This window comes from Microbacterium abyssi (assembly GCF_015277895.1).
Taxonomy (GTDB): domain Bacteria; phylum Actinomycetota; class Actinomycetes; order Actinomycetales; family Microbacteriaceae; genus Microbacterium; species Microbacterium abyssi.
This window is the reverse complement of sequence record NZ_CP063815.1, coordinates 398856-419875: the sequence shown is the minus strand read 5'-3', so window position 1 is coordinate 419875 and position 21020 is coordinate 398856. Positions and strand designations below refer to the sequence as shown.

18 protein-coding genes are annotated in these 21020 nt (G+C 68.6%); 11 read left to right on the top strand and 7 right to left on the bottom strand.

Annotated features, from left to right (window positions below):
* Positions 1-53: 53 nt before the first annotated feature.
* On the bottom strand, positions 54-623 hold the full coding sequence (locus tag IM776_RS02035) for a DNA-3-methyladenine glycosylase I (RefSeq protein ID WP_194421426.1): 570 nt from the start codon (positions 621-623) through the stop codon (positions 54-56).
* A 98-nt stretch (positions 624-721) separates the two neighbouring features.
* Positions 722-2779 (bottom strand): acyl-CoA dehydrogenase family protein, encoded by a 2058-nt coding sequence (locus IM776_RS02030; protein WP_194421425.1) that lies wholly within the window; start codon positions 2777-2779, stop codon positions 722-724.
* Positions 2780-3016: 237 nt separating this feature from the next.
* Between IM776_RS02030 and IM776_RS02025 the strand changes: the two genes are divergently transcribed.
* Positions 3017-3433: an OsmC family protein gene (locus tag IM776_RS02025; RefSeq protein ID WP_194421424.1), complete on the top strand. Its 417-nt coding sequence runs from the start codon at positions 3017-3019 to the stop codon at positions 3431-3433.
* Here the strand turns inward: IM776_RS02025 and IM776_RS02020 are convergent.
* Both IM776_RS02020 and recQ read right to left on the bottom strand, forming a co-directional pair.
* Positions 3426-4262: an SDR family NAD(P)-dependent oxidoreductase gene (locus IM776_RS02020; RefSeq protein ID WP_267237932.1), complete on the bottom strand. Its 837-nt coding sequence runs from the start codon at positions 4260-4262 to the stop codon at positions 3426-3428. The genes IM776_RS02025 and IM776_RS02020 overlap by 8 nt on opposite strands.
* Positions 4263-4306: 44 nt before the next feature.
* Positions 4307-6313: a DNA helicase RecQ gene (recQ, locus tag IM776_RS02015; protein ID WP_194421422.1), complete on the bottom strand. Its 2007-nt coding sequence runs from the start codon at positions 6311-6313 to the stop codon at positions 4307-4309.
* A gap of 68 nt (positions 6314-6381) precedes the next feature.
* Between recQ and IM776_RS02010 the strand changes: the two genes are divergently transcribed.
* Positions 6382-6702 carry a GNAT family N-acetyltransferase gene (locus tag IM776_RS02010; protein WP_194421421.1) on the top strand — a complete coding sequence of 107 codons (321 nt, stop codon included), beginning with the start codon at positions 6382-6384 and terminating at the stop codon, positions 6700-6702.
* Positions 6699-7640: a pirin family protein gene (locus IM776_RS02005; RefSeq protein ID WP_194421420.1), complete on the top strand. Its 942-nt coding sequence runs from the start codon at positions 6699-6701 to the stop codon at positions 7638-7640. Before IM776_RS02010 ends, IM776_RS02005 begins: the two co-directional genes overlap by 4 nt.
* A 207-nt stretch (positions 7641-7847) precedes the next feature.
* Here IM776_RS02005 and IM776_RS02000 read toward each other — a convergent pair whose 3' ends face one another.
* Positions 7848-10895, bottom strand: a complete 3048-nt coding sequence (locus tag IM776_RS02000; RefSeq protein ID WP_194421419.1) for a S8 family peptidase — start codon at positions 10893-10895, stop codon at positions 7848-7850.
* A gap of 238 nt (positions 10896-11133) precedes the next feature.
* Here IM776_RS02000 and IM776_RS01995 point away from each other — a divergent pair, with 238 nt between their 5' ends.
* From IM776_RS01995 to IM776_RS01975, 5 genes are read left to right on the top strand one after another with little or no spacing between them, the layout of a single operon-like run.
* Positions 11134-11676, top strand: a complete 543-nt coding sequence (locus tag IM776_RS01995; RefSeq protein WP_194421418.1) for an ECF transporter S component — start codon at positions 11134-11136, stop codon at positions 11674-11676.
* A 21-nt stretch (positions 11677-11697) separates the two neighbouring features.
* A complete protein-coding gene (locus tag IM776_RS01990) occupies positions 11698-13434 on the top strand; it encodes an ABC transporter ATP-binding protein (protein ID WP_194421417.1) in 1737 nt (578 codons plus the stop codon).
* Positions 13431-14261, top strand: a complete 831-nt coding sequence (locus IM776_RS01985) for an energy-coupling factor transporter transmembrane component T family protein (RefSeq protein ID WP_194421416.1) — start codon at positions 13431-13433, stop codon at positions 14259-14261. Before IM776_RS01990 ends, IM776_RS01985 begins: the two co-directional genes overlap by 4 nt.
* 28 nt (positions 14262-14289) lie before the next feature.
* The gene (locus IM776_RS01980) at positions 14290-15165 is read left to right on the top strand and encodes a siderophore-interacting protein (RefSeq protein WP_194421415.1); all 876 of its coding nucleotides are present in this window, start codon (positions 14290-14292) and stop codon (positions 15163-15165) included.
* Entirely contained in the window at positions 15162-15716 is a 555-nt protein-coding gene (locus tag IM776_RS01975) for an ECF transporter S component (RefSeq protein WP_194421414.1), read from the top strand. The genes IM776_RS01980 and IM776_RS01975 overlap by 4 nt, the downstream gene beginning before the upstream one ends.
* Before the next feature lie 90 nt (positions 15717-15806).
* Here the strand turns inward: IM776_RS01975 and IM776_RS01970 are convergent, their stop codons facing one another.
* Together IM776_RS01970 and IM776_RS01965 are read right to left on the bottom strand one after the other, a co-directional pair.
* Complete coding sequence (locus IM776_RS01970; protein ID WP_194421413.1) at positions 15807-16970, bottom strand: acyl-CoA dehydrogenase family protein; 1164 nt, start codon at positions 16968-16970, stop codon at positions 15807-15809.
* 163 nt (positions 16971-17133) lie between these two features.
* Positions 17134-18057: a M15 family metallopeptidase gene (locus IM776_RS01965; protein ID WP_194421412.1), complete on the bottom strand. Its 924-nt coding sequence runs from the start codon at positions 18055-18057 to the stop codon at positions 17134-17136.
* A 120-nt stretch (positions 18058-18177) separates the two neighbouring features.
* Here IM776_RS01965 and IM776_RS01960 point away from each other — a divergent pair, with 120 nt between their 5' ends.
* Genes IM776_RS01960 through IM776_RS01950 form a run of 3 tightly spaced genes read left to right on the top strand, consistent with a single transcriptional unit; the run spans position 18178 to position 20944 of the window.
* Positions 18178-19206 carry a zinc-dependent alcohol dehydrogenase gene (locus IM776_RS01960; RefSeq protein ID WP_194421411.1) on the top strand — a complete coding sequence of 343 codons (1029 nt, stop codon included), beginning with the start codon at positions 18178-18180 and terminating at the stop codon, positions 19204-19206.
* Positions 19203-19961, top strand: coding sequence for an SDR family oxidoreductase (locus tag IM776_RS01955; RefSeq protein WP_194421410.1), 759 nt, complete (start codon positions 19203-19205; stop codon positions 19959-19961). The genes IM776_RS01960 and IM776_RS01955 overlap by 4 nt, the downstream gene beginning before the upstream one ends.
* Positions 19946-20944, top strand: coding sequence for an aldo/keto reductase (locus IM776_RS01950; RefSeq protein ID WP_228479864.1), 999 nt, complete (start codon positions 19946-19948; stop codon positions 20942-20944). The genes IM776_RS01955 and IM776_RS01950 overlap by 16 nt, the downstream gene beginning before the upstream one ends.
* Positions 20945-21020 lie beyond the last annotated feature (76 nt).

Genomic DNA, 21020 nt, shown 5'->3' with positions numbered 1-21020 from the left:
TTCATACTAACCGCCGCACCTGAACCGCTCGACGGGGAGAGATACCCATCCGATCAGGCCGTGCGCCAGCATCCGTCGATGTGATCGTCGACCATGCCGGCCGACTGCATCAGGGCGTACACGGTCGTCGCGCCGACGAATCGGAATCCCCGCCCGCGCAGCGCCAGGCTCATGGCGGTCGACTCCGCCGTGACGGCCGGCACCTCGTCGAACGAACGAGGGCGGATGCCGGGGGCTGGCGCGAACGACCACATCAGCTCGTCGAGCTCGCCCTCCGCCATCTCGGTGACCAGTCGCGCGTTGCCGATCGTGGCGAGGATCTTGGCTCGATTGCGGATGATCCCGGCATCCTGCATCAGGCGCTCGACGTCGTCTTCGCCGAAGGCGGCGACGCGCTCGGGATCGAATCCCTCGAACACCTCGCGGAAGCGCGGGCGCTTGCGGAGGATCGTGATCCAGCTGAGGCCGGCCTGGAAGCCCTCCAGCGACATCTTCTCGAACAGCGCACGGTCGCCGTGCAGCGGCACACCCCACTCCTCGTCGTGGTACCGCTGGTACTCGGCATCCGTTCCGACCCACGCGCAGCGCGCTCGTCCGTCGGAGCCCGCGATCAGTGAGGTCATGTCCCCAGCGTACGCACCGCGAGAATTGCCTTGCCGCACGAGAATCGCGCTGGCAGCGCCATTCTCGGCGCGCAAGGCAATTCTCGGGGTGGGGTGGCCTACTTCTTCGCGGCCTTGCGCAGCGCCTTCTCCGAGATCGGCGCCTCACCGGACGCCGCGAGCGCGGCGTAGTACTCGCGGGCCTCGTTCTGGCGCTCGAGCTCGGCACCGCTCGCGATCGGCGCGCGGACGTGCTCGGGCTCGTAGCCGAAGGCGCCCACCAGGTCGAGGGCGTGCGGGCGCAGACGCAGGCACAGCCGATCGATGTAGCTCGACACCGCCGCGGCCCGCTGCGTCGAAAGGCGGCCGTTGATGATGTGCCAGGCGAGGTGCTTCTCGACGAGCTGCAGGCCGAACAGATCACGCAGCCAGGTGAGCACCTTGCGGGTGTCCTCATCAGGGATGCTGTTCACGGCATCGGTGAACGCCTCCCACTGCAGCAGCTCGCCGTGCGCGCGGGCCGCCTCGATGAGGTCGGCCTGGTTCTCGTTGAACAGCTTCTCGCCGAGCACCTTGTCCTTGCCGGCCGGACGCAGCCGTCCGGCGATGTCGGCGATCATCTGCTGCACGCGGTCGGCGAGCAGCTCGTGCTGCTGGTCGGCGCGAAGGCCGTTCTCTACCGAGCGCGCTGTAGAGCCGAAGTCGGCGATGTTCTGCCCGAAGCGGCGCAGACCCGCGCCGTGGAACACCTTGCCGGCGGTCTGGCCGACGGCGTACTTGGCGAGCGCGGCAGCATCCTTGTCCTTGAACTGCTTCGCGAAGTCGGTGAGCAGGCGCTTGCCGACCAGCTGCAGCAGGACGTTGTTGTCGCCCTCGAAGGTGACGTAGATGTCGAGGTCCGCTCGGAGTCCGACCAGGCGGTTCTCGAACATGTAGCCGGCACCGCCGCAGGCCTCACGAGCCTCCTGCAGCGTGTCGAGCGCGTGCCAGGTCGAGAGCGGCTTGAGCGCCGCGGCGAGCGTCTCGAGGTCTTCGCGGTCGCCCGGGGTGTCGGTGCGGCCCGAGAAGACGCCGTCGAACTTCTGCAGGAACTCGTCGTGCGCGAAGATCTGCGCGTACGTGGTCGCGAGGCGAGGGAGCAGTCGGCGCTGGTGCTTGCCGTAGTCGAGCAGCACGACCTCCTGCCCGTCGGCGCCGTCGAACTGGCGGCGCTGCGTCGCGTAAGTGATCGCGATGTGCAGGCCGAGGGCCGATCCCCAGGATGCTGCACCGTCGAGGGACACGCGACCCTGCACCAGGGTGCCGAGCATCGTGAAGAAGCGGCGCCCTGGGCTGTCGATCGGGCTCGTGTAGTTGCCGTCCGCGTCGACGTCGCCGTACTTGTTCAGCAGGTTGGTGCGCGGGATGCGCACGTGATCGAAGGAGAGGCGGCCGTTGTCGATGCCGTTCAGGCCGCCCTTGAGACCGTCGTCCTCACGGCCGATGCCCGGCAGGTCGTTGCCGTCCTCCCCGCGCAGCGGGACATAGAAGCAGTGCACGCCGTGGTTGACGCCGTTGGTGATGAGCTGCGCGAAGACTGTCGCGGCGATCCCGTGCAGGGCGGCGTTGCCGAGGTACTCCTTCGTCGCGCCGCGGAAGGGCGTGTTGATGACGAACTCGTCGGACTCGGGATCGTAGGTCGCAGTGGTGCCTGCGGCGGCGACGTCGGAGCCGTGCCCGATCTCGGTCATCGCGAACGCACCCGGGATCTCGAGGTTCATGATTCCGGGGAGCCACTTGCGGTGGTGCTCTTCCGTGCCCAGCTGGAGCACGGCGGACCCGAACAGGCCCCACTGCACGCCGGCCTTGATCTGCAGGCTCGGATCGGCCGCGACGAGCTCTTCGAAGCCGGAGATGTTCGCGCCGTTGTTCGCCTCGCCGCCGAACTCCTTCGGGAATGCGCGGTGCACCGCCTTCTGATCGACGAGGAGGTGCAGCTGGCTGAGCACGCGCTCGCGGTGCTCGTCCTTGCCGAGGTCGTCGATGCGCCAGAATGCGGAGTCCTTGATCATCTCGCGTGCGGTGCGGCGGGTGTCCGCCCATGTGCCGAGCAGCAGGTCGTTCACGCGCTCGACATCGATGCGCGGGTCATCTCCTGCGGCTGCTGGCTTCGAAGTTCGGACGGCGGCGTCGACCATGGTGTTCCTCTCAGAGAGAAGTAAGGATGCTTCAACCGTAGGACTCCTCCAACCAGCATCCAACACCCATGTATGGTCCCTCCAACCGATCTTGCGGGCATGGCACGGGCGGGTTGTCGCGAGCCGACAGGTTGTCCGCATTCGGGCGTGCTGTATCAGTTCGGTCGGTTATCCGGCGGCATGACCGACAGAGGTCATACAGCATCCGGCACAATCGGGAGGCCTGAAGATGGAGGGATGAGCGTGAAGTATCGGACCGAGGCGAGCAACGACGACGGCGGAACAGGCGTCAGCAGCGTCGCGGGCGGCATGAGCATCGCGGTCGCGTCGCCACTGAACCCCGACCGCGACCCGGCCGCGAGCAATCCGGAGCAGCTGCTCGCTCTCGCCTGGGCGACGTGTCTGAACGCCACCGCCCGAGTCTTCGTCCCGCGGGACCAGCGCACCGCCGTACGCGTCGTGGTCGAGCTGCATGACGCGACAGAAGGCCCTGGCTACGAGTTCCACGTCGACGCGTACCTGTCGGTCGAGGGTGCGGATCCGGCTGAGACGGAGCGGGTACTCACCGCGGCGCACGCCCGCTGCCCGGTCTCGAAGCTGCTGGCGGATTCCGCGACCGTCCGCGTACACGCGGAGACGTACGCCGTCAGCTGAGCAGTCGATCCGTCTCGCTCCACACCCGCCCGGCTTCATCGGCATCCAGCAACCGGCGGAACGGCGTGCGCGAGACTGCGGGCCCCCAGAGTCCGAACGGGCCGGACGGTGCGAACATCACCGGGGGACCCGCGGCCGATGTCGCGGCGTCGAAAGCGGTCTGCGCCGCTGTCGACGGCGCGTTGCCGACCCGGCGCACTGCCCAGTCCACGAGGTCGTGCGGCAGCAGCGCCCTCACGGGTGCCGCGATCGCAGTATTCGGGACCACGCCGGGATGACTGAGGTTCACCGTCACCCCGCCGGCGCGCCGCGCGAGCTCCAAGCCGTACAGGCCCAGCGCGAGCTTCGATGACGCGTAGGCGCGGTACGGCCGGTAGCGCCGCGCTCCGTCGAGGTCGTCCCAGGCCATTCGCGCACGCGCGGCGGCGATGCTGGTCTGCACCACGACCCGCGCCTGCGATCGTTCGAGCAACGGCAGGATGCCGCGGATCAGAGCCGCGTGCCCGAGGAAGTTCGTCTGGAAGTGAAGCTCGAAACCGTCGGCGGTGACGTGCCGCCGCCGATCGCCGAGCAGCACCACGCCCGCGTTGAGCACGCAGATGTCGATCGCCGTATCTTCGCGGAGGCTCGCCGTCAGGGTGTCGACCGAATCGAGGCGCGCCAGGTCGAGGTTGAGCAGCACGATGCGGGCGTCGGACACCGCCTGGCGAATGCGCTCGATCGCCGCCTCGCCTTTCGCACGGTTGCGCACCGGCATGATCACCGCGGCGCCGGCATCCGCCAGCAACCGAACGATCTCGAGACCGACGCCGTCACTGGCACCGGTCACGAGCGCCGTCCTCCCGGCAAGGCGAGCACGGGAGGCATCCATGATCAGTTCGCGGCGACGACTGCCAGCACGGCGTCGCCGTAGGCCTCGCGCTTCTTCTCGCCGATGCCGGTGATGCCGTCGAGGTCGCCCATGGATGCCGGGCGCAACTCGGCGAGCGCACGCAGGGTCGCATCGCCGAACACGATGTACGCCGGTTTGCCGATCTCCCGTGCCGTCTCGGCACGCCAGACGCGCAGCGCCTCGAACAGTGAACGGTCATCCTCCGCCACGGCATCCGAGGCCGCAGACGTCTTGCGCGCACGGCTCGCGCTGACCCGGCCCATCGTGTCCTTGCGCAGAGGCACGGGCGTCTCGCCCTTCAGCACGCCGCCGGCCGCTTCGCCGGGCGCAAGCGTCCCATAGTCGCCCTGGGCGACGAGGATGCCGCGGGCGAGCAGCTGCCGCACGACGCTACGCCAGTCCTGGTCGGACAGGTCGGCCCCGATGCCGTAGGTGGCGAGGCCATCGTGCTTCTGCTGGCGGATGCGATCGTTCGAAGATCCGCGCAGGATGTCGATGAGGTGCCCGGCGCCGAACGCCTGGTTCCGCTCGCGCTTGAGCCGGACGATCGTGGACAGCAGCTTCTGCGCCGGGACCAGGCCGTCGAAGGTGTCGGGCTTCTCGAGGCAGGTGTCGCAGTTGCCGCATGCGCCGGAGTGCTGACCGAAGTAGTTCAGCAGGTTCTGGCGGCGGCACTCGACCGTCTCGCACAAGGCGAGCATGGCATCCAAATGCTGCCCCATGCGCATCTTGAACGTGCGATCGCCGGGACTCTGGTCGATGAGCCGGCGCTGCTGCACGACGTCGCCGAGACCGTACGCCATCCAGCCGACCGACGGCTCACCGTCGCGGCCGGCGCGACCGGTCTCCTGGTAGTACCCCTCGACGGACTTCGGCAGATCGATGTGCGCGACGAACCGCACGTCGGGCTTGTCGATGCCCATGCCGAACGCGATCGTGGCGACCATGACCACGCCGTCCTCACGCAGGAACCGCGACTGGTTCGACGCCCGCACCTCGGCGGGAAGGCCCGCGTGGTACGGCAGCGCATCGAACCCCTGCGCCGCGAGATACGTCGCGGTCTGCTCGACGGACTTGCGGCTCAGCGCATAGACGATGCCCGCGGCGCCGTCGGGCATCGAGTGGATGAAGGACACCAGCTGCTTGCGGGGATCAACCTTCGGGACGATCCGGTACTGGATGTTCGGACGGTCGAAGCTCGCCACGAAGTGCTCGGCGTCGTCGAGGTGCAGGCGCTCGGTGAGCTCCTGGTGCGTGGCGCGGGTCGCGGTGGCGGTGAGCGCCATGCGCGGGACGCCGGGGAACCGCTCGCCGAGATCGCCGAGTGCGAGATAGTCGGGTCGGAAGTCATGACCCCACTGCGACACGCAGTGCGCCTCGTCGATCGCGATGACGCTGAGGACGCCGCGCTGGAGGAGCCTCGTGGTCGCCGACGACGACAGTCGCTCCGGGGCGACGTAGATGAGGTCGAGCTCGCCGGCGAGGTACGCGCGCTCCACCTCGGCGCGCTCGCCCGCGGCCTGAGTCGAGTTCAGGTAGGCCGCGTTCACGCCGTTGGCGCGCAGCGCGTCGACCTGGTCGTGCATGAGCGCGATGAGCGGACTGATCACGAGTCCGGTGCCTTCGCGCACGAGCGCCGGCACCTGGTATGTGATGCTCTTTCCGCCGCCGGTCGGCATCAGCACCACGGCATCCCCGCCGCCGATCACCCGCTCGACGATCGCCGCCTGGTCACCGCGGAAGGCGTCGTATCCGAACACCGTGTGCAACGCTTCGCCTGCGGTCGCATAGCGCGACGGGGTGGCGCGGGGCTCGGCGGACGGCGCGGCCGTTCGGACACGCGTTGTCGGTCCGTCACCCCAGTCGAGAGGCGGCTCGAAGCCCGCGCCCTGCGGCTCCCAATCCATCTCCTCGGGAGGAGGCGCGTCATCCCACGGCGCGTCCGGCCAGGGCAGATCCTCGTACGGGTCACCAGGAGTCTGCGGCATCCCTCCAGCGTAACGACCCGGGCGGACACGGGCCGCCCTAAGGTGGGGATGAGAGCAAGGGAGCAGCCATGACCGATGAGCCCACTGTCACCCGCAACGCCGAGAACTCGCGCTATGAGATCCGCCTCGGCGACACCCTGGCCGGCTTCGCCGAGTACAAGGAGCGACCAGGCGAGATGCTCTTCACGCACACGGAGCTCGACCCCGCATTCCAGGGGAAGGGCCTGGCCCCGGTTCTCGCGGCGCAGGCGTTGGCGGATGCCGCGGGCTCGGGCGCCACGATCGTCCCCTACTGCCCGTACATCGCCCGCTACCTGAAGCGCAACGAAGTCGAGGGTGCGAACATCCGCTGGCCGCAGCTGCCGGACGACCCGGCCGAGGGCCGATGATCGGTCAGCGCAGCATCCTGCTCGAGCCCCGCGAGGTGCCCCTCGGCGGAGTCCGCGGCATGAACGTGCTGCGCACTCTGCCCAACCGCGACATCCCGACGATCGGCGCCTGGTGCTTCCTCGACCGCTTCGGCCCCGATGAGGTGCGCATGCGTGTCGAACCTCACCCGCACATCGGCCTGCAGACCGTCACCTGGCCGCTGGTCGGCGAGCAACGCCATCGCGATTCCCTCGACAGTGACGTGACGCTCAGGCGCGGACAGCTGAACCTCATGACGGCGGGTAACGGGATCTCGCACTCGGAGTACTCGCTCGGCGACGGGCCGATTGCGCTCGATGCGCTGCAGTTCTGGGTCGCGCTCCCCGAGTCCGCGCGTCACGGCGCTCCGGGATTCGAGCAGCACAGGTCTCTGCCGACCGTGACGCTGCAGGCCGATTCAGGGTCGGATGCCGAGGTCACCGTCGTGCTGGGCGCGTTCGCGGGCGTCCGCTCGCCCGCGACCGTGCACACGCCGATCGTCGGCGCGGAGATCGCGCTCACAGCCGGAAGCCGTGTGACCCTGCCGTTCGATCCCGCGTGGGAGTACGCGATAGTCCTGGTGGAGGGCGACGTCACGGTGTCTGATGACGCCGGCGAGGACCGGATGCTCGCGCAGAACGACATGCTCTACCTCGGCGATTCCCGCACCTCGGTGACCGTGTCGAGCGGGCACGGCGCACTGATCTTCGTACTGGGCGGCGAGCCGTTCGACGAGGATCTCGTCATGTGGTGGAACTTCGCCGCACGCACCCACGACGAGATCGCACAGGCCCGTTCGGACTGGGAGACGGATGCCGCATCCGCTCGTTTCGGCCGCGTCGTGAACCACGGCGACGAGCGCATCCCGGCGCCAGAGCTTCCGCACGTCACGCTGAAGCCGCGCCGCCGGCGGATCTGACCCGCGAGTCCAGGGGATCCTGTCGTCGGGCAGGTCCGCCGGCGGGCGCACCGAGCACGGATGCAGGGCGATCGCACGGATGCACGGCGACACGCCGTGGTTTCGTCATGCATCCGTGCATCGGCCGTGCATCCGTGCGGCGAGCACGGACCACGGCGCACGGCGAGGTGCCCGCGCCGGCATGGCACGGGCACCCCTTCCGTATCCCTACTCCGCCGCGTCGACCGAGACGATCGTCCGCACGGCGGAATCGTCGTACTGCACGACTCCGAGGTAGCGCGTGCCCGCCGTGAGCCCGCTCCAGCTGAGCTCATAACCGGTCGCCTGTCCCTGAACCGCTGCGATCGGATTCGGCGTCGCCGTGAGCGCGCCCTCTCCCGGCGAAGAGACGTTGGCGTAGGTCATGTCCCACGTCATCGGCCCTGTGGTGGAGTACACGTTCGCGACGATCAGGTACGTCCCCGCGGTCGGAGCCGGGAGCGTTACCTGCTCATCGGCGGATGCCGTCGCCGACTGCCACACGTCGTAATAGCGCAGGTCGTCCGGCGCCACCACGCGGTACACGGTGAGGTCGAGGTCGCTGCCCTCATCGTCCGACGAGTCGAGGTCGAAGCGGGACAGCGCCGTACCCTCGGGCACGTCGACGACCCACGAGACGTCCTTGTTCGCGTCACCGGACGACTCGTCGCCCGAGTGCCCCTCGACCGGATGATCCGGATCGGTGAGCAGCTCGAACGGCGTGAGCCCCGCCAGGTTCAACGGCAGCTCGCCGTCGATACCCGGCGTGATCTCCACGGTCGTCGAACCGTCGACACCGGTGCCCTCGACCTCGGCAGGAGCGTCGGCCGTGACCGGGAACACCGCGATCGGCGTGCGCACCGAGTTCGAGTCGCTCGTCCACGTCAGCGAGCCGGTCGCCCACTGCTCCACCGGCGCGCTCTCGTTGTCGAAGGTCACGGTGTACGTCGCCGTCTCGCCCGCTCCCCCGAACGTCAGAGTCGACGGCTCAACGCTCACACCAACACCGGGGATGTCGGCGTGCGCCGTGAACGTGCCCGCCTCGGTGGAGGTCACCGTGCGGGTGACCGACTGCGCACTGGCCAGCGTGCCGATCGAGATCGACGCGAGGTTCAGGTCGCTGCCGTCGATGGGCTCGACGCCGTCGAACTCCGCCAGTCCCTTGCCCTCGAGGAACGCCGCCCAGTCCGCGACGCCGTTGAGGTACAGCAGGCCAGGGTCGAAGAACCGCGTCGGGTCCACGTGACCTGCCCCCTGCTGGAACGGATCGGTGTTCTTCGATCCGTCGGCGTTCACGGTGTCGTAGGCGGTGGTCATCATCGCCGACTTCACCTCACCCGGCGTCGCAGTCGGCCGCTCGCCGAGGTACAGCGCACCGAGACCGGCGATGTGCGGCGCCGCCATCGACGTACCGGAGAGGATGCCGAAGGTCGGACGATCCTTCCTGGCGTTGTTGGTCGCCGCGAGGATAGCAACTCCTGGAGCCGCGATGTCCGGCTTCATGATGTCGCTGCCGTCGGCGTGCATGGGTCCGCGGCTCGAGAAGCCGGCGATCTGCGGGACCGGAGTCTCCTCGCCGGTGGTGTTCTCGCCGGTGAGCGTGATCGGACGATCGGTTCCGCCCTGCACATATGCGAGGACGGCCTCACGATGCGCGGCCGCGAGATGCACGGTGGGCACGACGTGGAAGTCGTTGTCGAGCGAATCGGAACCGCCGGGCACGTTGACGAGCACCATGCCGACGCCACCGGCATCCTTCACGACCTGCGATTTCTCGGCGCGGGCGTTGTTGCCCCGGTCGCAGACGACGATGTGCCCGTCGACCTTCGCCGGATCCAGCGTGCCCGGCAGGCAGAGCTGCGCGTCCGCCGCGCCGGCGGCCGCCGCGTCACCCGCGTAGATCGACGGCTCCGTGATCGTCTTGCCGAACGGCACCGATACGGATGCTCCGGCCTGCGCGAATCCGTCGAAGCTGACCGTCCCCTCCCAGGTCGGGATCGTCGACGCCGCGACCGTGGTGTACCAGGGCGACGCGTGATCTGCCGTGACGGCATCCGGGCCGGCGTTTCCAGCACTCACCGAGACGAACACGCCCGCTGCCGCGGCGTTCAGGAAGGCGATGTCGTCTGGCTGCAGCACGGACGTCGCCGCACCTCCGCCGATCGAGTAGTTGATCACGTCGACGCCGTCGGCGACCGCCTGATCGATCGCGGCGATCAGGTCGCTGAGCGCGCAGATGTCGTCGTCGGTGACAGCCGCGTCGGGGCCGACGTAGCAGGCCTTGTACGCGGCGACCTTGGCCGCGGGTGCGACGCCGGAGATCGACCCCAGCTTCACTCCCTCGACCTTCGCCTTGACGCCGAAGTTCCCAGCCGCGGTGCTCGCGGTGTGCGAGCCGTGCCCGTCGCCGTCGCGGGGGGAGAGATAGTCGTACTGGAAGTCGAACCCGGCCGCCGCCGCACCCGTCGAGAAGTACTGGCCGCCGATCAGCTTGGTCGTGTAATCGTGCTTGTCCCAGTCCTGACCCTCGACGATGGCGCTGCGGAATTGCGTGCCATCCGACTTGTCGAAGTAGACGTGGGATCCGTCGCTGTACGGTTCGCCCCTGTTCTGCTTCGGCTTCTTCTGCTTCTTCAGCTTCTTGCCGTCGAACGAGGGATGCTCCGGCGCGATGCCGGTGTCGATGACGCCGACCACGACGCCCTCACCGGCGTGCCCCACGCCTCCGGTCGCCTGCCACACACCGCCCTTGCCCTTGGCGTCGTCACCGAGACCGAGGAAGTCGGTGGACGACTGCGCGTCGGGATGCCGGATCTCGTCGGGGAAGACGCCGAGGACGTCCTTCGACGCGCGTAGTGCGTCGACCTGATCGCCGGTGAGGTCTGCGCTGAAGCCGTTGACCGTCACCTGATAAGCGACGTCCGGGGTGACGCCTTCGGACTTGGCGAGCTCGCGCTGCTCGTTCTCCAGGTGCGCGATGTACTTCTGCGAATCCGCGGAGTGCGCGTCGAGCGACTTCCCCGGGCTCGGCTTCGTGCGGCGAAGCCCGTTCGTGTCGCCCTCGTAGGTGGCGAGCGGATCGGCCTTCATGACGACGATGTAGTGCCCTGGCGTCCCCTCGACGGGTGTCGGATGTGTCACCCCCTCGACGCCTGCGAAACTCGCGGTTGCCGAGGTTCCGATGACGAGTGCGGCGAGTGTGATGCCGACCGTCAACCGGAGGGGTGATCGACCCATTGTCTGCTCCGATGGTTGTGGTGTGCGGCCTCGTCGCCACACAGTCGATCAACCTAATCCGCGATCGCGGGCTGCACCATTGGACGAATCGCCAGATGCTCTGCGATATTCGGCGAGGAGACAGTCTGCGATCACGACGGTCTGCCGCCCCGCGCTCGTGCTGCGCCAGGGTGCCCGCCGCCGGATATTCCCGGTCCCGGCCCGGTCTCGTGGACCGCCGCGCGACTAGGCTGTTGTAGTGCCGAAGAACCGTGTGCTGTCGACCCGCGTGCTGCTGATCTGCGCTGCTGTCGGAGTCGCGACGGGGCTCGTCTCGGCGGTTGCGGGCTACCTCAGCGTGCCGGTCTCGGCGGCCGTCCCCGTGCTGTACGGACTCGTTCTCGGCTCGCATGTGCTGCCCGGCATCGTCGCCCAGTCGCTGCTGCGCGTTCCCGGCGTCGCACTGATCGCGCACTTGCTCGCCGCGCTCGTCTCGAGCGCCTTCGCCCCGGCCTGGGTGCTGCGCTACATCGGCACCGCGCTGCTGATCGGGCTGATCCAGGAGGGCATCACCGCGATCGGCCGCTATCGCTACTGGGGCATCGGCCGGTTCATGGTGTCCGCGGTGATCGTGGGCGTCATCCTCGCCGTGCCGATCGGCTTCGCCGTCGATCTCGACAGGTTCGAGCCGTGGGCGAGCGCGCTGTACATGGTGATGTTCATCGTCGGCCCGGTGGCGTGGACTTTCATCGGCGCGCGCATCGGCATCGCACTGCGCAGGGCGGGCGTCGCCGCCAGGTAAGCCTAAGCTAACCTGGGGTACGTGCCCTCATCCGCGCCTCTGCTTCGCGTGCGTGACCTCTCGCTCACGCATGCCGGTGCGGCGCAGCCGTCGCCGGGAGACGTGAACTTCGAGGTGCATCCGGGCGAGGTCGTTCTCGTGCTGGGGCCGAGCGGCTCCGGCAAGTCGACTCTCACCCTGGCACTGAACGGACTCATCCCCCAGTCGGTTCCCGCCGAAATCACCGGCACGGTCGAGGTGAACGGCCGCGACACCGTGGACACACCGGTCGCGCAGCTCAGTTCCGACGTGGCGATGGTGTTCCAGGATCCCGACGCGCAGCTCGTCACCGGCACCGTGCTCGACGAGGTCGCCTTCGCACTCGAGAACCTGCTGCTGCCCGTCGCCGACGTGCTCTCCCGGACGGAGCGGGCGCTGCGCCGGGTCGGCCTGTGGGAGCGCCGCAGCTGGAACCCCGACCGGCTCTCGGGCGGCGGACGCCAGCGCCTCGCGATCGCCTGCGCCATCGCGATGGGATCGCCCCTCATCGTGCTCGACGAACCGACCGCGAACCTCGACCCGCAGGGCATCGACGACGTCTACGACGCGCTGACCGATCTGGTGGCATCCGGTGACCGCGCCGTCATCCTCGTCGAGCACAACCTGGATGCCGCGATGCGCTTCGCGACCCGCGCGATCGTCCTGGATCAGCAGGGTCGTCTCGTCTTCGACGGCCCCGTCGACGAGGTGCTGCGCGGGCACACCGACGAGCTCATCGCGATGGGCGTGTGGCTGCCGGCGGCGACACTCGCGGGACGGATGCTGCGCGCACGCGGCATCCTGCCCGAAGAGGCGCCGCTGCCGCTGACGCCGGAGGAACTGGCAGCTGCGCTGGGTGAGGGCAGGCTTCGACTCCCTCCGGTCGCTCAGCCCGTTTCGTCTTCGGCGGCTGCGCCGTCTTCGCTCAACGACCCGCATGAGGACAGCGCGCACGCATACCCTCCTCGCCCGATCGTCCGGGCCCGGAACCTCACGGTGAGGCGCGGGCGCACAGAGGTGCTGCACGGCATCGACCTCGACATCCCCGCCGGCTCGCTCACAGCCATCGTCGGCGCCAACGGCGCGGGGAAGACCACGCTCATCCAGTCGCTCGCCGGGGTCGTGCCGCCGCCGAGGAACCGGGTCACGATCGACGATGTCGATCCCGGCCGGGCGACACCGCGCGATCTCGCCGCACGCATCGGGTTCGTGTTCCAGAATCCCGAGCATCAGTTCATCGCCCACACCGTCTTCGACGAGCTCGCGCACGGACTGCGGCTGCGCGATACGCCCGAACCAGAGATCGGCGAGCGCGTCGGCGAGATGCTGGCGCGGTTCGGGCTCGAGCACAAGGCGGACGTGCACCCGTTCCTACTATCGGGTGGCGAGAAGAGGCGACTGTCCGTCGGCACCGCGCTCATCACCCGTCCCGGCGTGCTGGCGCTCGACGAGCCCACCTTCGGCCAGGATCGCGCCCGCGCCGACGAGCTGCTGCGTCTGCTCTCGGATCTGCGGGACGAGGGGACGACGATCATCATCGTCACCCACGATCTGCAGCTGGTCGCCGACCACACCACCCACACCGTCATCCTCGCCGACGGCCGCGTGCACGCCTCAGGCGACACCGCCGGGCTGTTCGCGACCGAGGGTCTGTTCGAAGCTGCGGGTCTCCGGCTCCCCGCGCTGCACCGTGCGCTGAATCCCGAACTGCGCGGCATCCTCACGGAGGCTGCGCGATGACCGAGATCACCTCCCCGACCGCCACGATCGATCCGTACGCGCCGGGTGCTCCGGCATCCTCACGGCATTTCCTGAACCATCTCAATCCGCTGTCGAAAGTGGCCGCGGTTCTCCCGGCGATGCTGCTGCTCATCTTCGTGCGCGACCTCGCGACGCCGCTGCTGTTCGTGATCCTCTCGTACGGGCTGCTCCTGTTCGGGGCGCGGATCACCCCGCGCACGGCCGCGCTGCTCTTCGTCGCCATGCCGGTCGGCGTGGTCATGATCGGCTTCGGCTTCTCGATCTGGGTGGATGCCGGTGGCGTCGACGACACTCCGCCCTTCCTGCAGATCGGCAGCTGGACGCTGTTCACCGGAGCCCTGCAGGTCGGCTTCGCCACGGCGCTGCGACTGGCCGCGATCCTCGCGCTCGCGCTGATCGGGGGCCTCACGACAACCGGGCCCGACCTCGTGCGCGCCAGCATCCAGCAGCTGCACGTGCCGTACCGGATCGGGTACACGGCGCTGGCGGCGTACCGGTTCGTGCCCCGCTTCGGCTACGAGCTCAGCGTGATCCGCGCGGCCCACCGCGTACGCGGGCATCACGGCGGGCGCGGTCCGTTCGCGCGGCTCGCGCGAGGCTGGGGCTACATCGTCCCGCTGCTGGCCGGCGCCATCCGGCACGCCGAGCGCGTCGCCCTGGCGATGGATGCCCGCGCCTTCGGTGCACACTCGACGCGCACGGAGAGGCACCTGGTGCCCTTCCGCACGCGCGACACGGTGTTCTTCGTGCTGTTCGTCGCGGCATCCGCCGTCGTCTTCACCGTCACGTTCCCCTGGCAGCCCTGAGTTCACCCACGACCCCGAAAGGCGACCGATGGCGTTCAGCAAGATGGTCAAGCCTGAGACAACCGAGCTCATCCCGCTCGAGGTGCTGCGCGCCGAACGGCTCGCGCCGCATTGGATGCGCGTCACGCTCGGCGGCGGCGGGATCGAGAAGTTCCGCCCGATGGGATTCGACCAGTGGTTCCGGTTGTTCATCCCGGTCACAGGCGCAGCCGGCCTTGAACGCGTGCCGGCGAAGGCGCACAAGCTGTTCGGATACCTGAAGTTCCTGCGGATCCCCGACGGCGACCGGCCCGTGATGCGCAACTACAGCGTGCGCGCGTACCGGCCCGCGACGGACGCGCGCGGCACCGAGATCGATGTGGACTTCGTGCTGCACGGCTCTGCCAGCGCGGGCACCGCGGGCCCGGCATCCCGCTGGGCGGAGACCTGCGCTCCCGGCGACCGGGTCCTGATCATCGACGAGGGCCTCACCTTCAACCCGGAGCGAGGCACCGACCGGGTCGTCCTGGTCGGCGATGAGACGGCACTGCCCGCGATCGCATCGATCTGCGCGTCGTTGCCCGCCACGGCATCCGGCACCGCGATCGTCGAGGTGCCGACCGAGGAGGATGCCCTGGAGTTCCCGCATCCCGACGGCATCACGGTGGAGTGGCTCGTGCGCCCGCACGACGTCGAACCGGGGTCTCTCGCGCTGTCCGCGCTGCGCGCCCTGACGCTGCCAGATGCTCCGTTCCACACGTACGCGGCCGGCGAGCAGGCGCTCGCCTCCGGAGTGCGCAAGCAGCTCGTGAGCGAGCGCGGCGTCGACAAGAACACCGTCAGCTTCTGCGGCTATTGGAAGGTCGGGGCCGCATCGCCGACGTCGAAGACCGCGCGCGAGATCGCTGCGGAGCCGCTCGCATGAGCGAGGTCGCGCGCCGCAGATTCGGGGTGTCGACGACGCTGCTGCTGACGTGCGCTGCGCTCGGCGTGGCCGGCGGGCTGCTGCTGACCCCGGCCAACTGGCTGTCAACCGTCCTGCTGAGCCTCGGCATGCCCGCGCTCTCAGTGGCTATCACCGGGCTGTGGATCCTACCCGCCGTCATCGCGCTGCGTCTGCTGCGGCGTCCGCTGGTCGGCCTGCTCGTCGGCATCATCGCCGGCCTCGTGATCGTGCCGTTCTCCGGTTACGGATTCATGAGCGTCGTGACCAACGCATCGTGGGCGCTGTTCGCCGAGCTCCCGTTCCTCGTCGTGCTCTGGCGATTCTGGAAGACCTGGATGCACTACGCCGGAGCAGCCGTGCTGGGCGTCGTGTACCCGATCTTCTCCTGGACGTTCTTCGACATGGGCGTGCAGCCCCTGTGGGCACAGGCGCTGTTCTTCGCGTCGACGCTCATCAGCTGCCTTGTGGCGACGGCCCTCGGCATCCTCATCGCCGATCGCGTGCGTGCGGCCGGCGTCGGGCGGCGCTGATCGCCGGAGCACGAAACTCAGGTCGCAGATTTCGCCGCTCTGAACGTGTCAGAACGGCAGAATCTGCGACCTGAGTGAGGGTATGCGGCGTCAGCGCTTGCCGGCGATCTGACGACCGACCAGGTCGCGCATGATCTCGTTGGTGCCGCCGTAGATGCGGTGCACGCGGGCGTCGGTGAACGCGCGGGCGATCGGGTACTCCATGATGTAGCCGTAGCCGCCGTGGAGCTGCACACCCGTGTCGAGCACCTCCCACTCGCGCTCCGTCGCCCAGAACTTGACCTTCGCGGCGTCCTCGGCGGTGAGCTTCTTGTCCTTGTAAGCCAGCAGCGCGCGGTCGATGTACGCCCACATCACCTCGGTGGTGGTGACCATGTCGGCGAGGCGGAAGCGCGTGTTCTGGAAGTCGGCAATCCGCTCGCCGAAGGCCTCGCGGTCCTTCGTATAGGAGATGGTCCAGTCGGTCGCGGCCTGCGCTGCAGCCGCGGCTGCGACGCCGATCGACAGCCGCTCGAGCGGCAGGTTCATCATCAGCTGGATGAAGCCCTGCCCCTCCTTGCCGCTGATCAGGTTCTCGTCGGGGACGAACACGTCGGTGAAGCTGAGCTCAGCGGTGTCCCAGCCGTGGAAGCCCATCTTGCTGAGCTTCTTGCCCTGGTCGAAACCCTCCATGCCCTTCTCGATGAGCAGCAGGCTGAACGCATCGGGGCGGTTGCCCTCGCCGGTCTTCACGAACGTGACGACGACGTCGGCGGTCGTGCCCGACGAGATGAACGTCTTGGCGCCGTTGACGATGTAGCCGCCGTCGACCTTCTTCGCATTGGTCTTGATGCCGCGGAGGTCCGAACCCGCGCCGGGGTCGGTCATGGCGAGCGCGCCGAGCACCTCGCCCGTGGCCATGCGCGGAAGCCACTTCTCCTTCTGCTGCTGCGTGCCCATGTGCACCAGATACGGCACGGCCAGGTCGTCCTGGATGCCGAAGGCACCGGCGAGGGAACCTGCTCCGGAGGCGATGACCTCCTCCATCACGACGGTGCGGAAGCGGTAGTCCTGCAGCATGCCGGCGCCGCCGAACTCCTCGGGCACGGAAAGGCCGATGAGGCCGGCCTCACCCGCGGCCAGCATCGTGTCGCGGTCGATCTCGCCTGCGGCATCCCACTTCTCGATGCTCTCGGTGCTCACGTGGCGCTTGACGAAGTCCTTGACCAGGTCGCGGAATGCTTCGTGGTCTTCGTCGTAGATGTCGCGTTCCATGCCGTCCTCCCGAACGTGTCTGGCGTCTTTGCTCCGGCGAGTCTATTGCGGAGGGCGGATGCCGCGGCGGAGCGTTGTGAGAATGCATTCCGCAATGTGTGACACTGGGTGCCGCATTTGTGGGAAGCCACAGATCAGGGTCTGCGCGAGTCGGCGTGAGGGTTCAGTGCGCGTAGTCGGGGGCCGCCGGCAGGCCGAAGAACTCCTCGAGCGAGTGGAATCCGCCCTCGTGGTAAGCGCTCGCGAGCGCGGGGCCGACGTAGCGGAGATGCCAGGGCTCCGGTTCGTATCCGGTCGTACCGGTCGCACCCGTCTCGTAGCGCACGATGAAGCCGTGCTTCCAGGCGTGCGCAGCGATCCACTCGCTCTCGGTGGTGCCGCCGAACGCGCCGATCTCGCCGCAGCCGTCGCCGCAGGCGACGACGTCGACCGCGAGACCGGTCTGGTGCTCGCTGAACCCGGGACGCGCGGAGGCCAGATCTGCGGCTTCCTGCCCCTGAGAGCTCACCTGCCCGGCGTAGTTGGAGACTTGCAGCTGGTAGGAGCGATACGCGTTGTTCATGCCGATCGCGCCGGCGCCCGATGTCTCGAGCTCCGCGGCCATCGCGCCGAGAGCAGTCGCGGCATCCTCGCGGATCAGGCGCGACGGCGTCGTCGTGCGGATCGGCGCCTCGATGAGCCCTTCCGGCTCGAACTCGGCGGGGGCGACCGCGGACGCCTTGTTCACAACAACCCATCGCCGTGCGGGATCGGTCAGCGAGATGCAGGGCGCGTTGCGGGCGGCGACGGCATCCCGGAACGCCGTGCCTCCTCCGAAGGCCGAGATCACGGCTTCGTCGTCACCCGATGCCAAGGCGTCCATCACAGCCGGCTCGGCGCACGGGTCGACGGCATCCACGGTCGTGCGATCGACTCCTGGCAGTTGAGCGGCGACCATCGGCACCGGCGGCGCGACGTCGTCGGCGGGCGGCGCGTCCGTCAGCGCCCACAGTGCACCGAGCGCGGTCACGGCCAGCCCGATCGGGAGGGCCGCCGTCAGCACGCGAGGAGGGCGCGACGCGTGCCGAGGGTGCCTGGCGTCGCTCATGGGTTCCATTGTCTCGCGGTTTCCCGAGCACGCCACCGCGCCCCTCAGTACTCGACGCGCCCTTGGCGAATCATCATACGTCATAGTAATCTGGCAACTCCGATGAACGAGGAGATGTCAGTGCTGACTGCCAACTATGTGGGAGACCGCTCAATCGAGATCAGAGAGGCGCAGCCAGAGCGTCCTCAGCCAGGCCAGGTGCAGATCGCGGTCGCCTATACGGGCCTTTGCGGCACCGATCTGCACATCCTGCACGGCAACATGGATGCCCGCGTCGAGCTGCCCCTCGTCTTCGGGCATGAGATGAGCGGCACGATCGCCTCTCTCGGCGAGGATGTGTCGGGCTGGCGGATCGGCGACAAGGTCACCGTCATGCCGCTCGATTGGGATGGCACCTGCCCTGCCTGCGAGGCGGGCCACCAGCACATCTGTCAGAACCTGAACTTCATCGGCATCGATTCGCCCGGATCGCTGCAGGCCCGGTGGAACGTGCCTGCGCCGACGCTGGTTGCGGTGCCGGCCGATGTGCCGCTCGCGCATGCAGCGCTCGTCGAACCGGTCGCCGTCGCGGTCCACGACGTGCGCCGTTCCGAACTGGCAGCGGGCCAGAAGGCCGTCGTCATCGGCGGCGGGCCGATCGGAACGCTCATCGCCACCGTCGCGCGCCACACCGGTGCCGACGTCGCGGTCATCGAGATCGACGCCGCACGTCGCGCCCAGGCGGAGGGTCTCGGATTCACCACCGTCGATCCGTCGTCGGTGGATCAGATCGACTGGGTGGACGCATGGACGGGCGGCGCAGGAGCGGATGTGGTGTTCGAGGTGTCCGGCGCGGCGGCCGCAGTACGCGGGATGACAGCCCTGGCGAAGGTACGCGGCACGATCGTCGTCGTGGCGATCCATCCCACTCCTCGCGAAGTCGACCTGCAGCGCGTGTTCTGGCGCGAGCTCCGCCTGCTCGGCGCCCGCGTCTACGAGCGCGCCGACTTCGAGACGGCCGTCGAGCTCATCGCCGACGGCGTCATCCCCACCGACCTCGTCATCACGCGCATCGTGCCGCTCTCCGACACGCAGGCGGCATTCGCCGAGCTCGAGGCCGGCCGCGCGATGAAGATCCTCGTCGACGTGCGGGATGGAGACGCCCGATGAGCGATCTCTTCGATCTCACTGGCCTTCGCGCCGTCGTCACCGGCGCGAATCGCGGAATCGGCTTCGGAATGGCGACAGCACTCGCCGACGCCGGCGCCGACATCATCGGCGTCAGCACCAGCATCCCCGATTCCGGCAGTGAGATCGAGTCCGCTGTGCTGGCGCGGGGACGCGCGTTCCGCGCCATCCGCTGCGACCTGTCGGATGCGACGTCCGTGGCAACACTGTGCGAAGAGCTGCGTTCGGCGGAGGTAGACATCCTCATCAACAACGCCGGCACCATCCTGCGCGCCCCTTCGGCCGAGCATCCGATGGAGTGGTTCGAACGCGTCGTGCAGGTCAATCTGACGAGCCAGTTCGCGCTCGCCCAGGCTGTCGGCGCCTCGATGCTGGAGCGCGGTCGCGGCAAGATCGTCTTCACCGCGTCGTTGCTGAGTTTCCAGGGAGGTATAAACGTCCCCGGCTACGCGGCGGCGAAGTCCGGCATCACCGGCGTGGTGAAGGCGCTGGCCAACGAGTGGGCGTGCCGGGGCGTGAACGTCAATGCGATCGCGCCCGGCTACATCGCCACCGACAACACACAGGCGCTGCGCGATGATCCCGAGCGCTCCAGGGCGATCCTCGATCGGATCCCGGCGGGGCGTTGGGGCGAGGCATCCGATCTGGGCGGGGCGGCGGTGTTCCTGTCGTCTCCGGCGTCCGACTACGTCAACGGTACGGTGCTTCCTGTCGACGGCGGATGGCTGGGCCGCTGATGCTCACGGCACCGTTGCGTACCGGGACCGCCCTCACCCGTTTCGGTCTCGGCGGCGCGCAGCTCGGCAACCTGGGCCGCGTCACGACCGATGCGCAGGCGCGCGCCGCCGTCGAGGAAGCCTGGGCGCGCGGGGTGCGGCTCTTCGACACCGCCCCGCACTACGGACTCGGATACTCGGAACGCCGCCTCGGCGCGCTGCTCGCAGAACACCCTCGAGACGAGTTCGTGCTGTCCACGAAGGCGGGGCGCGCGCTCGTACCGCAGGAGCACGCACCCGGCGAGCTCGACGACGGCGGCTTCGCCGTGCCCGCGGCGCACCGCCGCGAGTGGGACTTCTCACGTGACGGGATCATGCGGAGCGTCGAGGAGAGCATGACGCGCCTCGACGTGGATCGCTTGGACATCGTGTACCTCCATGACCCGGACGATCACTGGGAACAGGCGTCGACGGAGGGTGTCGGCGCGCTGATCGAGTTGCGCGAGCAGGGCGTCGTGCAGTCGGTGGGCGTCGGGATGAATCAGTCGGCGATGCCGGCGCGCTTCGTGCATGAGACAGACATCGACGTGGTGATGCTGGCCGGTCGTTTCACGCTTCTGGAGCAGCCGGCGCTCGACGATCTGCTGCCCGCTGCGCTCGAGCGCGGCGTCGGCATCGTCAACGCCGGCGTCTACAACTCCGGTCTGCTCGCGCGACCGAGGGTAGCCGCCGACGCCACGTACGACTACCTTCCTGCTCCGCCGGAGCTCATCGAACGGGCGAATGCGATCGCCGCTGTCTGCGAAGAGTTCGGCACGGACCTCCCCACCGCCGCGATGCAGTTCAGCCTGCGGCATCCCGCCGTCGCGTCGATCGTCATCGGATGCCGGGATCGCACGCAGACGGCCTCGAACCTCGACCGGCTCGAGGCGGAGGTCGACGCCGCGCTCTGGGATGCGCTGATCGAGCGCCGCCTCGTGCCGGAAGGCGTCTTCGGCGACTGAACCCGCGCTCCCTGAAGAAGAGAACGCGAGGGGCGCAGCGCCGAAACGGTCCGGAGCCCCTCGCGTTCGCGCGTTC